The sequence below is a fragment of the Clostridium perfringens genome, from assembly GCF_016027375.1.
GTDB classification, from domain to species: domain Bacteria; phylum Bacillota; class Clostridia; order Clostridiales; family Clostridiaceae; genus Sarcina; species Sarcina perfringens.
Genome location: NZ_CP065681.1, coordinates 1163197 through 1177154 on the forward strand (window position 1 = coordinate 1163197; position 13958 = coordinate 1177154).

Consider the following 13958-nt stretch of genomic DNA (forward strand, 5'->3'; position numbering starts at 1 on the left):
AATGAATTTTAACTTAGTAGATATAATTATAGTTTGTTCTTTTATACTACCATTAGTAGTTGCTTACAAAAGAAAGTTTAATATTATTAGAATAAAGAATAGTATAGAGGAATTAGGAGGATATATATCCTTTTTTCTTGCTTTATACTTAAGTTTTATAGCTATAAAAAAGATAGATATAATAGAGAGGATGTTTTCAATTGTAGTTGTTGAATTCAATAACATTATATCTAACTTCAACATTTCACCACAGGTTATAATAATATTCATAGTATTAGCTCTTACCCTTGTAATTTATTTTATAGTAAAAGTTATACTTAAAATATTTAGTTTTATTATTATAAATCCAATACTCAGATGGTTAAAAAAAGCAGAGTCTAGAAGGGGCAAGGGATTTGGTAAAGTTGCAGCTTTAATAATAAATATACCAAAGTCTCTTTTTTATATGGCAGTAATTGCTTTAGTCATAGTTATTCTAGGAAGCAATGGTTTCTTAGGAGAGAAAATGGAAGGCATGACTTTAGCTTCAAAGGCTTATGAGGTTATAAATAGTAATAAGTACTATGCTGCTTTAAATAAAGAATATGAAGCTTTTCATGATGAATATAAAGATGTTATTAGTAAAAACATAGATTCTGCAGTTGAAAGCAATAAAGAGCCGAAGAGTGAAAATGTGGTTGAAAGTAATAAAAATGTTATAAATCTTTATAATGGTGTAACTTTAGAACAAGGTATAAAATCAAATGAAGCTATTAATAAAAAAGCTAAGGAACTTACTAAAAATGTAAAAAGTAGTAGAGAAAAAGCTAAAAGAATATATACTTGGATAAGTGAAAATATTAATTATGATGATAATAAGGCTGAAAATATAAGTGAGAAAACTTCTGAGTATAAGTCTGGAGCTATTGAAGCCTTTGAAACTAGAAAAGGAATATGCTTTGATTATTCCTGTCTTTATGTTGCTATGGCTAGAGAAGCGGGGCTTAAAGTTAGAATTGTAACTGGAGAAGGATTCAATGGAAAGGAATGGGGACCACATTCTTGGAATGAGGTTTATTTACCAGAAAAAAATCAATGGATAACTGTTGATCCTACCTTTGGTAAAGCTGGAAACTATTTTGATAGCAAAAAAAATAGTGAATCACACAGAGATGGAAAAATAGTTGGTGAATGGTAAGATAATAAGTTATATGAAATACAATAAAACTTACAAATATATTTTGGAGAAAATAAAATTTCTTCTAATACTATTTGTAAGTTTTATTTTGGTTTTAGGGAGAATTAGATTTTTCTATATTTCTTTTAATGAAATTTTGCTTATGTAATTTTAATTATAAATTAGAATAGGTATTGAGAGTTAAGTAGGGCTATATGTATTATGATTTATTTTGAGATTTTTGATAAAATTAAACTTATAGCTTTTTCACAATCAATATCTGCATTATCTAATGCCCAAGCTAAGTTAAAATATCTCAAAGCCTTAGAATTATTATTTATCATTGAATAACAATAGGCTAAGTTGAAAAAATATTTTGAGTCTTGGTATAGCTCTAAAGCTTTAGTTATCATTTCAATAGCTTTTTCATATTGCTTTAGTTTTATGTAGCAAACGCCAGCATTATAGTAACTGTGGCATTTACACTCATCGTTATCTAAAGCCTTTTTATAGTAATTTATAGCATCAGAATAATTTCTAGTATTGTATAATTCATTACCTTTAGAAAAGTTACTCATTTTTGACCTCCTAAATAATATCTATTTTAATTATTAACTTATTTTGGGATTATATTCATAGGTTGAGAATATTATATAATTTGATTAATTCATAAATTATAGAATCATATTTAAAGACTAAAAATATTATAAATTTATATCATATTTGATTAGAGTTACTTGACATAGGTTAAAATAATGGTATAAGATATATCTATAATTTAAATGATGATACAAACAGTGATAAAGAGGAGTAAAGATAGGAAGAACTTTAAGAGAGGAAATCCTTGGGTGTAAGATTTCTAAGTTTGATATCTTGAAGGTAGCTTTTGAGTTTCTTTGGTGAAATTATTAAAGTAATCAAAGACGGCAATTTCAGTCGTTAGTTTTAGAGAGCCCTTTTTGTGAGGGAAAAAAGGTGGTACCGCGAGTTTTCGTCCTTTTATGGATGAGGGCTTTTTTTATTGCCTAAAATTACTTTTAAATAAATTTAGTTTTAAATCATTCTTTGTTTTTAGAGAGAACCCTAATACAAATATAAATGGTTAGCTAAAATAAATATTCATTTAAAATACACCATAAATAAAAAAATTGTTAAAAGGCATTTCAAGATAGTTTTTGGAATGTTTTATATAAATACATAAAATTGTGTTTAAGTTTTAAGGAGGTAAGTCTAATGGATAATAAGAATATTTCTACAACGTATAATCCTAAAGAGTTTGAAGAAAGACTTTATAGCAATTGGCAAGAAAAGAAGTATTTTACTCCTGTAATAGATAAGAGTAAAAAACCTTACACTATAATAATGCCACCACCAAATATAACTGGTAAATTACACTTAGGTCATGCACTTGATAACACACTTCAAGATATGCTTATAAGATTTAAGAGAATGCAAGGATATTGTACTTTATGGTTACCAGGACAGGACCATGCTAGTATAGCAACTGAGGTTAAAGTTGAAAATGAACTTTTAAAAGAAGGTCTTTATAAGAAAGAAATGGGAAGAGAAGCTTTCTTAGAAAAAGTTTGGGAATGGACAGATGAATATAGAGAAAGAATAAGAGAGCAACTTAAGAAAATGGGATGCTCAGCTGACTTTACAAGAGAAGCTTTCACAATGGATGAAAACTTAAGTAAGGCAGTAAGACACGTATTCGTTAAATTATATAAAGAAGGTTTAATATACCAAGGAAACAGAATAACTAACTGGTGTCCTAAATGTCAAACTGCTTTATCAGATGCTGAGATAGAGTATGAAGAAAAAGAGGGAAACTTCTGGCACATTAAATACCCAGTAGTTGGTTCAGATGAATTCTTAGAAATAGCTACAACTAGACCTGAAACTTTACTTGGAGATAGTGCTGTAGCAGTTAACCCAAGTGATGAAAGATATGCTCACTTAGTAGGTAAAATGTTAAAATTACCTTTAACTGATAGAGAAATACCTGTAATCGCTGATGACTATGTTGACGTAGAATTTGGAACAGGAGCAGTTAAAATAACTCCAGCTCACGATCCTAATGACTTTGAAGTTGGTAAGAGGCATAACTTACCACAAATAAGAGTTATGGATGATAGCGGTGTAATAAATCACTTAGGTGGAAAATATAAAGGCTTAGATAGATATGAGGCTAGAAAACAAATGGTTGCTGACTTAGAAGAGTTAGGATTATTAGTTAAAATAAAACCTCATACTCACAATGTTGGTACTCACGATAGATGTGGTACAGTTGTAGAGCCAATCATATCAAAACAATGGTATGTAAAAATGCAATCATTAGCAGATCCTGCTATAGAGGTTGTTAGAAACAAAGGAACTAAATTCGTTCCTGAAAGATTTGAAAAGACTTACTTCAACTGGATGGAAAACATTCAAGATTGGTGTATTTCAAGACAATTATGGTGGGGACACAGAATACCAGTATTCTACTGTAAAGATTGTGGAGAAATCATGGTTGAATTAGAGGATCCAACTAAGTGCTGTAAGTGTGGATCAGAGAACATAGAACAAGATAAAGACGTTCTAGATACTTGGTTTAGTTCAGCTTTATGGCCTTTCTCAACTTTAGGATGGCCTGATAGAACTGACGATTTAGAGTTCTTCTATCCAACATCAACATTAGTTACAGGATACGATATAATATTCTTCTGGGTTGCTAGAATGATATTCTCAGGTATCCACAACATGGGAGAAACTCCATTTGATACAGTATTAATTCACGGTATCATAAGAGATGCTCAAGGAAGAAAAATGAGTAAATCTTTAGGAAATGGTGTTGATCCATTAGAAGTTATAGATGAATATGGTGCTGATGCATTAAGATTCATGTTAGTAACAGGAAATGCTCCAGGAAATGATATAAGATACATTCCTGAAAGAGTTGAAGCTGCAAGAAACTTTGCTAATAAGATTTGGAATGCTTCAAGATTCGTTATGATGAACTTAGATAGAGAGCTTATGGATAAATATAAAGACTGCAAAGAGTATAGCTTAGCAGATAAGTGGATATTATCAAGAATGAACTCATTAATCAAAGAAGTTACAGAAAACATGGAAAAATATGAGTTAGGAATAGCTCTTCAAAAAGTACATGATTTCTTATGGACAGAGTTCTGTGATTACTATATAGAATTAGTTAAACCAGTATTATATGGTGATGATGAAAAAGCTAAGGGAGTAGTATTTAACGTACTTTACACTGTATTAAATACAGGATTAAAATTATTACACCCAGTAATGCCTTTCATAACTGAGGAAATATATACTCACTTAAGCACAGAAACTGAGTCAATTACAATAGCTACTTGGCCAACATATGATGAAGCTTTAAATAACGAAAAAGCTGAGAAGGACATGACATTCATAATGGAAGCTATAAGATCATTAAGAAACTTAAGAGCTGAAATGAATGTACCACCTTCAAGAAAAGCTAAGGTTATGGCTTACGCTTCAGAAGAGGCTAAAGATGCATTTATAAATGGTGGAGCTTACTTAGAAAAGCTTGCATCTGCATCAGAAGTTACTTTCTTAGATAATAAGGATAACTTAGATAATAACTTAGTATCAGTAGTTGTTAAGGGTGGAGAATTATTCTTACCATTACTTGACTTAGTTGATAGAGAAAAAGAGTTAGAAAGATTAAATAAAGAGAAAACTAAACTTGAAGGAGAAATCTTAAGAGTTGAGAAGAAACTTTCTAATGAAAGATTCGTAAGCAAAGCACCAGAGGCTGTTGTTAATGAAGAAAGAGCAAAAGGTGTTAAATACAAAGAAATGTTAGAGGCTGTTCTAGAAAGAATAGAAGCTTTACAATAATATAACAAGAAAACTTTAGTGTATCTAAAGTGCTAAATAAACTTATAAATATATTCCGAGAATTACTGTGTTTCGCTAAGAATTTATAGCAGTCATTCCGAGAACTTTCCTAAAGATTGAAAACTAGCTCCGCGTCGGACATTCAATCTTCTTAACGCAAAGTTCTCTCCATGATTGCTTAAATTCTAAAGCTTACACAGATATTCTCTTCATACTATTTATAAGTTTTATTATTTAAGCACTTTGTGATACACTTTCTTTATATATTTTAAGGAGGGCTATAGGAATGATGAATTATGATGAAGCTATGGAGTATATTGTTACTGCATCAAGGTTTGGAATGAATTTAGGATTAGATAGAATAGAAAAGGTTTTGGAGTTTTTAGGGAATCCTCATAAGGATACTAAGTTTATACATATTGGGGGAACAAATGGAAAGGGATCAACTACTGCTATGATAAGTTCAGTTTTAAAGGAAGCTGGCTTTAAGGTTGGAATGTATACCTCTCCTTATTTAGAAGAATTTGAAGAGAGAATACAGATTAATGGGGAGAATATAGATAAAGATGATTTAGCAGTTCTTATGGGAGATGTTAAAAAGGCTATAGATAAAGTTATGGAGCTTGGCTATGAAAGTCCAACTCAGTTTGAAATAATAACTGCTTTAATGTTTTATTATTTTTCTAAAAAGAAAGTTGATTATGCTGTTTTAGAAGTTGGTTTAGGGGGAAGATTAGATGCAACTAATGTGGTCCTTCCTGAGGTAGTTGTACTTACCTCAATAAGCCTAGATCATATGAATATTTTAGGAAATACCATAGAGGAAATTGCAAAGGAAAAGTGTGGAATAATAAAGAGTGGTGTACCTGTAATATCTTATCCACAAGAAGAAAAGGCTTTAGAAGTAATAAAAGAGAGATGTAATGAATTAGGTTGTAATTTAGAGGTTGTTAATACTGAAGACATAAGAAATATAATTATAGATAAAGAAAAACATGTTCAGAAAATAGAAGTTTCACTAGAAGATGAAATTTTAAAAATAGATTTAGGTTTACTTGGAGATCATCAAGTAAAGAATTTCTTAGTGGCATTAAAAACCTTAATTAAATTGAGAAATAATGGAGTAAACATATGCAATGAATCTATTAAGCAAGGGTTTAAAAAAGTAAGATGGATTGGAAGAATGGAAGTATTAAATGAAAATCCCTTAGTTGTTATAGATGGAGCTCACAATATTGATGGAATAAGAAATTTGAGAAATAGTATAGATAAATATTTTAATTTTAAAAATATAACATTAATATTAGGGGTTCTAGGTGATAAACAAGTAGATGAAATGGTAGAAGAAATAACTAGAGGTGTAGATAAGGTAGTTATAGTTGAACCTCATAGTGATAGAGCAGAGGATATTGAAGATTTATATATTAAAGTTAAAAAATATGTAAAAGAAGTTTTTAAATTTAAGGACTATAAAGAGGCCTATAATAAGGCATATTCTCTTACTAATGAGGATGATTTATTATTAATTTGTGGTTCTTTATACATGGTTGGAGATATGAGAAAGGCCATAAGAAATAATGAGAATACATCCTTAAGAAGTATAAAGTATTAGACTTAAGTAGATAAATTGTATTTAACTGGATAAATGAGGAATTTAAAATTTGAACTATTGTTAACAAAAGGTATATAATTTATTCATAAAATATTATGGATGTGATTAATATGGATAAGGATAAAGAGATAAGTGGATTAAATAATTTAGAGTTTAAAATAATAGTACAAGGAATATTAGTGGGCATAATTGTTGGAATTGTAATAATGATTTATAAGACCATAATAGGATTTGGAATGGAAGGCTTTAATAAGGTATATTCATATACAAGAGAAAATCCAAAGCTTATAATTCCTTTATTTTTAGTTCTTATATTTTTAGGGTTTATAGTTGGCCTTATAGTTAAAAAGAATCCTATGATAGGTGGAAGTGGTATTCCACAGGTTGAAGGGGAGTTAAGTGGAAAAATAAGCGTAAACTGGCTAAGAGTATTTAGAGATAAGTTTATTGGTGGAATAATATGTATGGCATCTGGTCTTTCATTAGGTAAAGAGGGGCCTTCAGTTCAAATTGGAGCTTCAATAGGAGAAGGCTTTGCTAAAATATTTAAAAGAAGTGACTTTGAAAAGAGATTATTAATAACAGGGGGAGCAAGTTCAGGTCTTGCTGTAATATTTAATGCCCCTTTATCAGGAGCTATATTTGCTCTTGAAGAAGTACATAGAAGTTTTTCTTTGCCAGTTATGTTAGCTGCACTTTCAGCTTCTCTTACAGGAGTTTTTGTGGATAATCTTATTTTAGGAAATGATTTTTGCATAAAAATACCACCTACAAATTCATTGCCAATACAATATTATTGGACATTACTAATATTAGGAGCCATATTAGGAGTAACAGGATGGATTTTTAATAAAGGACTTTTAAAAACACAGGATTTTTATGTGAAGACTTTAAAAAAAATTCCTATTCAATTTAAAACAATAATACCTTTTGCTATGGTTGGAATTTTAGCATTAACAATTCCAGAAGCAATTGATGGGGGAGACTCTTTAATTGAAAGTGTAATAGGAAATAATATTGCAATAAAACTTTTAATAGTAATTTTAGTAATAAAATTTATATTTACATTCTTTAGTTATTCATCAGGAGTGCCAGGAGGAATATTCTTTCCTTTGTTAGCCATAGGTGCTTTAGTAGGAGCAATATTTGGATTACTTTTAAATAAATATTTAGGAATAAGTGATTCCTTAATAGTCAACTTTATAGTGCTAGCTATGGCAGCACAATTTGCATCAATAGTTAAGGCTCCTATTACTGGATTAATGCTTATAACTGAGATGACAGGAACTTTTAAACACTTATTACCAGTTGCTATAACAGTTACTGTGGCATATTTAGTTTCTGATATGCTTAATAATAAGCCTATTTATGAAAGTTTATTAGAGAAATTATTAGAAAGAATGAATATTAAGTTTAATACTGGCGTAAAGAAAAAAGAAATTTTTGATTTTGAAGTAAAGATTGGTTCTGAATTAGATGGAAAACTTATAAAAGATGTGAAATGGCCTGAGGATAGTTTAATAATAACTATCTTTAGAGGAGCAGAGGAAATAATACCAAATGGAGAGGTTAAAATTCAGGCTGGAGATGTGTTAGAAGTAATATTTAGCAAAGAAAAACAAGCTCAGTACTATGATGAAATATCAAAAAAAACATATTGTGAAATTTAATTAATAAAATACATCAAATTAAAAGCTAATAAAAAACTTACAAATAATTCTTAAAGAAATAGGGTAACTCTTTAAGTAAATTTGTAAGTTTTTTATTTTTATAAAAGTTTTTTATCTAGTTAATTTTTCTATTACTTCTCTGTAGTTTGGATATTTTTCAAGCAAATCTTCTCTTTCAAATAGTTCAAAGTCTTTAAAATCAAAGCCAGGTGCTACCATACAACCAACTAGGGAGAAGCCTTCATTATTCATAGCAGAACCAAATATATAATCCTTAGGAACTAAAACTTGAGGAGTTTCTCCTTTTTCTATGTTTAATCCTAGTTGTTTTTCTATAAGTTCACCATCAGGGCTTATCATATAAATTGTTAAGGATTCTCCAGCGTGGAAATACCACATTTCATCAGATTTTAATCTATGAAAATTTGAAACTTCTCCAGTTCTTAATAAGAAATATATGCTAGTCCAAAGTAAACGCTCTTCATTTATATGTAAAGTATTTGGAGCAAGTTTGCTAGGTGAAATAAAGGATTCTTTAAAATATCCACCTTCAGGATGTGCTGTCATATTTAATGATTTTATAAAATATTCAGCTGAATGATTCATATTAAAAACCACCTTTCAAATAATTTTTCTAAACATGTTTAATCATAAATCATAAATAGTATAATTACAAATATAAATTTAAAATATGCATATAATAACATGAGAAAGGAAGGGGGACGGTAATTGTGAGTGAAGAATTAAATTTTTATACTAGAGAAGAGGAATTTGCTAATGCCATAACCCACGGAATTGGAGTGGTATTAGCCATAGTGGGAGCTGTTTTACTTATAGTTTTCTCATCTTTAAGTAGAGATTTTTATAAGATAATAAGTTTCACTATATTTGGAATAACTTTATTTTTACTTTATTTAGGATCAACATTATATCATAGTATTCCTAATAAAAAAGTAAAGAGGTTTTTAAGGATAATTGACCATTCATCTATTTATCTTTTAATAGCAGGAACTTATACACCCTATGTATTAGTATGTTTAAGAGATAATAAAAAAGCTATGGCAATATTTATTATGATTTGGGTAATGACCATATTAGGAATAGTATTTAAATTTATCTGTATAAATAAGTTTGAGAATCTATCAACCCTATTATATATTTTTATGGGGTGGTCAGTTATCTTTGTAGTTAAGGATGTATGGCAAAGAGTACCTCATATGGCCGTCTTTTGGCTTCTTATAGGTGGATTGTTTTATACCTTAGGATGTATATTTTTTGTTTTAGATAGAATGCCATACAATCATGCTATCTGGCATTTATTTGTAATGGGAGGAAGCATAAGTCACTTTTTCTCTGTAATATTATATTTATAATAACAAAGAAGAAGCTATATAGAATCTAAGTTATTAGTTCTATATAGCTCTTTATTAATTTCCTTCAGTATTATTTTGATTATTACTATTTTCAGAAGAAGTATTTCCATTATTAGATTGCGTGTTAGAGGATTCTCCATTTCCACTAGAACCATTATTTTCAGACGGTTTTTCTGTTGGAGTTTCTTGAGGAATACTTGGTTTTTCTGAAGTATTAGGTTTTTCTGTAGAATTATTACCAGTAGAAGTGCTTCCATTACTTGGTTTATTAGAAGAATTTACACTATTTCCTTGGTTAGAAGGTTTTTCTACTTTATTATTAGAATTATTATTACTACTATTGCCAGAATTATTTTTAGGTTTTTCAAAATTTCCATTAGTATTTATACTAGGTACATATTCATAATCTGGGTGAGTAGTATCATCTTTAATATCATAGTCATTAAAGTATTGTTCTATTATAGAGTCAAAATTACTAGTATCAGGCTCATAATTTTTATTGTCATTAAATATGAACTCTTGAAGAGCCTTTGATGTTTCTACCTTATCAATAACAAAGACCCAACCCTTATTATTAATGATTCCACCTTTTGAAATACTATCTAGAGGAACTCTAAATTGTTCTATTTCAAAGTTACACTTTTTACCTACATTTAAAGCTGTAAATCCATAATCCATAGCATTTCCTAAGGAAATATTAGTTTTTACATATGGGAATAATTCATTAAGCAGGGAAACAAGTTTAACTGTTGACATATCTTTAACTTTTTCTAAAGCGATTTGAAGAACAGCTCTCTGTCTTTCAGTTCTTTCATATTCACCATTACCAACTTTTCTAATTCTAGCATAAGATAAGGCTTGATAACCATTAAGATTATAAGTTCCAGGTGAAGGAAGTAAATCTTCTTCAGAACCGCCACCATCTAAAATATATTTATTAAGTTCATCAAGTTCATAATCTTTAACTGTTACTTCAATTCCGTTTATAGCATCTATAACCTTAACAAAAGCATTAAAATCTACGATTACATAATTATTTAATTTTATTCCGAAATTATTTTGAATAGTTTCAATTGTTTTAGTAGGACCACCATAAGCAAAGGCATGATTTAACTTTTCTTCTCCGTGACCATCTATTTTTACTAACATATCTCTCATTAAAGAAGTTACTTTTAACTTTTTATTGATATTATCTATTGTTAAGATCATTATAGAATCCGATCTAGATACATCTTCTCCAGGTCTAGCATCGCTACTAAGCAAAAGAATATTTGTTATTCCTGGAACCTCTTTAAACTTAATATCTTCATCTACAGTATTAACTTTAGCAGGATCCGTATTTCCTTCGTAGGAGTGGTTGTAAAATCTAAAAACAAAAAAGCCTACTACAGATGCGATTAATATAAGGATAGCTAATAAAGAAAATATAGTTATTTTTTGTTTTTTACTAAAATTAAAGTGTTTCTTTTTATCCATAAGTACTCCTTTTTATGATTTGTTTAAACGTTTTAATGAGTAGCTAAAACTTAATTATTTAATAATAACATAATATTTATTTTAGAACATCATATTTAAATAATTATTAACAATTAGTTAAATAATAAATATAAAAAAATAAAGAGGATATTATAAAATATCCCCTTTATATTATTCACTAAAGTTTTGTTTTTTATTTTCTAATCTGTATTCAATGAATTTTTCTGTATATATTTTTATTAAGGCTATTATAGGAACACTTAAGAACATTCCTAAAACACCAAATATTCCACCACCAACTGTAACAGCGAATATTATAAATAGTGGAGAAACACCTACTTGATCTCCTAATATTTTTGGACCTAAGTACCAACCATCAAATTGTTGAAGGATGAATATGAATAAAAGAACCCATATTGCCATAGATGGTTGAACAATAAGTGTTAATAAAAATGCAGGAATCATTCCTATAAATGGACCGAAATATGGAATCATATTTGTTAATCCAACTATGAAAGAAATAAGCACCGCATACTGAGTACCCATTAATAATAAACCTATGTAACAAAGCACTCCTATTATAAGTGAATCTATAATTTTACCTATTATAAATCTACTAAAGATATTATGAGCTTCTGCCATGAAACTAATAAAAAGTTCTGAAGATTTTTCAGATGGCATAACTGCAATTATAATTTTTTTACACCCTTCAATTAAAGTTTCCTTATCCATTAACATGTATATGGAAATAATAAATCCAAATACAAATTTAACAACAGATGAAGTTATTTTTATAGTTTGAGTTAACAAGCTACCTACTATATTAGATAGTAAGGTTGATGTCTTAGAAATAAATTCCGTAGCAGAAGTATTTAAATGATTTAAATCTAAAGGAACATTCATACTTGCTAAGGTGTTATTAATCCAACTTTCAGCAGAGGATGCATATTCACTAAGATTACTAAATAATTCTGACAAACTATCAAATATTGTAGGAACAATAATTGCAATTAATATGTAAACACATATTATAACTAAAATATAGCTTATCATTAAGGAAAAAGCTCTCTTAAGTTTAAACTTCTTTTCTATAAGCATCATGAGAGGATTTATTAAATAAGCTATACCAAAAGCCCAAAAAAATGGTGTTAAAACTGATAAAAATGGTCTAATACCTTCACTTAAAATGCTCCTAATATTAAAAATTAACATGATTGAAACTGTTGATATCAATATTAGTGGGAGCCAATTAAAGTGAAAATTATGTTTTTTAAACAATTATGTTTTCCCCCTAAATTATATAAATTTTATAACGATTTTTGCTAATAATAATAGCAGGATTATTAATCTTCTATAAGAGCATGAATTATTTTGTTATATATATCGGAAGAATTGTTTTCCCATTTGTTGCAAATAGCTTTTGCTTCAGTTTTGGAAGGAACGCTTACATTTAAATCAATTAGAATAGTATTATTTTCTATTGCTTTAAGATTTACTATGAAAGAACTGTCTTCTCCAACAGTATAATCAGCAGATATACTTAATTCTTTTTTTATTTTTTCAACATGCTTGCGTACATATTCATCTATAAGTTTTAATTTGTTTGGAGATATTCTATCTTTAAAGAAGAATAGTACCTTATCTCCCTTTTCCGTAAGTACTATGATTTCTTTATCATCATCTTGAGTTTTATATTCTAAGAACTCAGAAGAAATTAATTCAGATACATATTGTTGTAACATAAAATAATTTATAAAACTATTTTCTAAAACTATATCTGTTAATTGTGTGTTAGATATAGGATATTTTATTGACTTTATTATATATAAAAGAAGTAATTTATTCTCAGCTAATTCTAATGTGCTATCATACATTTATGTTTTCCTCCATAACTGTTTTGAAATAATAATCCTATTATACCATATATGTTTTAAGATAATAAAGTTATTTGATTAATATTAAATATTAAGGAGTGAATACTTTGAAAAAAAATAATAATTTTTTTATTTGTAAAAACTTTATTACTACCATTACTTTAGTTGTTATTATTGCCATATTTACATTGCCTATTAATGTTTTTGCAAAAGATAATAAGCCAATTCATTGTGTGGATAGAGAGGATAAAAAAATTTCTCTGACCTTTGATGTGAATTGGGCAGAAAATGATTATTTATATGAAATTTTAGATTTACTAGATGAAAATAATGTAAAAGCTACATTTTTTATAATGGGTAAGTGGGTAATATATCCTGAAGGTAATAGAGAAAAGTTAGTAGAAATTCATAAGAGAGGACACGAAATAGGAAATCATAGTTATGTACATCCTGATTTTAAGAATATAGGAAAAGAGAGAATAATTGAAGAGGTTAAAAAAACAGAAGAAATAATAGAAAAGGAAGTTGGAGTAAAGACTAATTTATTTAGATTTCCTAGTGGTTCATATAGCCAAGAAAGTTTAAGTGTTATTCATGGATTACAATATAAAAGTATACAATGGGATGTTGATAGTGTGGATTGGAAAGGAGAGAGTAAAGAGAGGGAATATAAAAAGGTAATTGACAATGTAAAAGGTGGGTCAATACTTTTATATCATAATAATGGTAAATATACTGTAGAGAATCTTAAGGAAATAATTCCAAAATTAAAATCAGAAGGATATGAATTTGTTAAAATAAGCGACATAATATATGAAAATAGTTACGAAATAGATGACAATGGAAAACAATTGTTAATTAAAACGAAACAAAATAATAGTTGAAATCGTTGAACAAAATGTATTATAATGGAAATAGTTA

At 28.3% G+C, this 13958-nt stretch carries 11 protein-coding genes and 1 other annotated feature; of the genes, 6 read left to right on the forward strand and 5 right to left on the reverse strand.

Features of this window, described 5'->3' with window-relative positions:
* The first annotated feature begins 1 nt into the window (after position 1).
* Positions 2–1177, forward strand: a complete 1176-nt coding sequence (locus I6G60_RS05735) for a transglutaminase-like domain-containing protein (protein ID WP_164787791.1) — start codon at positions 2–4, stop codon at positions 1175–1177.
* Positions 1178–1383: 206 nt separating this feature from the next.
* Here the strand turns inward: I6G60_RS05735 and I6G60_RS05740 are convergent, their stop codons facing one another.
* Positions 1384–1734 carry a tetratricopeptide repeat protein gene (locus I6G60_RS05740; RefSeq protein WP_003455034.1) on the reverse strand — a complete coding sequence of 117 codons (351 nt, stop codon included), beginning with the start codon at positions 1732–1734 and terminating at the stop codon, positions 1384–1386.
* A 210-nt stretch (positions 1735–1944) separates the two neighbouring features.
* Positions 1945–2158: a binding site (T-box leader), on the forward strand.
* Positions 2159–2389: 231 nt separating this feature from the next.
* Here I6G60_RS05740 and I6G60_RS05745 point away from each other — a divergent pair.
* The 3 genes from I6G60_RS05745 to I6G60_RS05755 all read left to right on the forward strand — a co-directional run bounded on the left by I6G60_RS05745 (position 2390) and on the right by I6G60_RS05755 (position 8314).
* Positions 2390–5032 (forward strand): valine--tRNA ligase, encoded by a 2643-nt coding sequence (locus I6G60_RS05745; RefSeq protein ID WP_118429521.1) that lies wholly within the window; start codon positions 2390–2392, stop codon positions 5030–5032.
* A gap of 289 nt (positions 5033–5321) precedes the next feature.
* A complete protein-coding gene (locus I6G60_RS05750; protein ID WP_171021816.1) occupies positions 5322–6644 on the forward strand; it encodes a bifunctional folylpolyglutamate synthase/dihydrofolate synthase in 1323 nt (440 codons plus the stop codon).
* A 110-nt stretch (positions 6645–6754) separates the two neighbouring features.
* Complete coding sequence (locus I6G60_RS05755; protein ID WP_138329789.1) at positions 6755–8314, forward strand: ClC family H(+)/Cl(-) exchange transporter; 1560 nt, start codon at positions 6755–6757, stop codon at positions 8312–8314.
* A gap of 111 nt (positions 8315–8425) precedes the next feature.
* On the opposite strand, the gene I6G60_RS05760 is transcribed toward I6G60_RS05755, so the two are convergent.
* Entirely contained in the window at positions 8426–8920 is a 495-nt protein-coding gene (locus I6G60_RS05760; protein WP_011590994.1) for a cupin domain-containing protein, read from the reverse strand.
* A 125-nt stretch (positions 8921–9045) separates the two neighbouring features.
* Here I6G60_RS05760 and trhA point away from each other — a divergent pair, with 125 nt between their 5' ends.
* Positions 9046–9687 (forward strand): PAQR family membrane homeostasis protein TrhA, encoded by a 642-nt coding sequence (gene trhA, locus I6G60_RS05765; protein ID WP_003454985.1) that lies wholly within the window; start codon positions 9046–9048, stop codon positions 9685–9687.
* 54 nt (positions 9688–9741) lie between these two features.
* Here trhA and I6G60_RS05770 read toward each other — a convergent pair whose 3' ends face one another.
* The 3 genes from I6G60_RS05770 to I6G60_RS05780 all read right to left on the reverse strand — a co-directional run bounded on the left by I6G60_RS05770 (position 9742) and on the right by I6G60_RS05780 (position 13037).
* Entirely contained in the window at positions 9742–11163 is a 1422-nt protein-coding gene (locus tag I6G60_RS05770) for an LCP family protein (protein ID WP_164787787.1), read from the reverse strand.
* A gap of 171 nt (positions 11164–11334) precedes the next feature.
* A complete protein-coding gene (locus I6G60_RS05775) occupies positions 11335–12441 on the reverse strand; it encodes an AI-2E family transporter (RefSeq protein WP_003454728.1) in 1107 nt (368 codons plus the stop codon).
* A 65-nt stretch (positions 12442–12506) separates the two neighbouring features.
* Positions 12507–13037, reverse strand: a complete 531-nt coding sequence (locus I6G60_RS05780; protein ID WP_003451559.1) for a DUF4364 family protein — start codon at positions 13035–13037, stop codon at positions 12507–12509.
* A 107-nt stretch (positions 13038–13144) separates the two neighbouring features.
* On the opposite strand from I6G60_RS05780, the gene pdaB reads away from it, so the two are divergent.
* The gene (gene pdaB / locus I6G60_RS05785) at positions 13145–13921 is read left to right on the forward strand and encodes a polysaccharide deacetylase family sporulation protein PdaB (protein ID WP_003455022.1); all 777 of its coding nucleotides are present in this window, start codon (positions 13145–13147) and stop codon (positions 13919–13921) included.
* Positions 13922–13958: the final 37 nt, after the last annotated feature.

Bases quoted from the DNA above. Each gene is read 5' to 3' on its own strand.
- I6G60_RS05735 (WP_164787791.1), top strand. From the start codon at position 2: ATGAATTTTAACTTAGTAGATATAATTATAGTTTGTTCTTTTATACTA.
- I6G60_RS05740 (WP_003455034.1), bottom strand. From the start codon at position 1,734: ATGAGTAACTTTTCTAAAGGTAATGAATTATACAATACTAGAAATTAT.
- I6G60_RS05745 (WP_118429521.1), top strand. From the start codon at position 2,390: ATGGATAATAAGAATATTTCTACAACGTATAATCCTAAAGAGTTTGAA.
- I6G60_RS05750 (WP_171021816.1), top strand. From the start codon at position 5,322: ATGAATTATGATGAAGCTATGGAGTATATTGTTACTGCATCAAGGTTT.
- I6G60_RS05755 (WP_138329789.1), top strand. From the start codon at position 6,755: ATGGATAAGGATAAAGAGATAAGTGGATTAAATAATTTAGAGTTTAAA.
- I6G60_RS05760 (WP_011590994.1), bottom strand. From the start codon at position 8,920: ATGAATCATTCAGCTGAATATTTTATAAAATCATTAAATATGACAGCA.
- I6G60_RS05770 (WP_164787787.1), bottom strand. From the start codon at position 11,163: ATGGATAAAAAGAAACACTTTAATTTTAGTAAAAAACAAAAAATAACT.
- I6G60_RS05780 (WP_003451559.1), bottom strand. From the start codon at position 13,037: ATGTATGATAGCACATTAGAATTAGCTGAGAATAAATTACTTCTTTTA.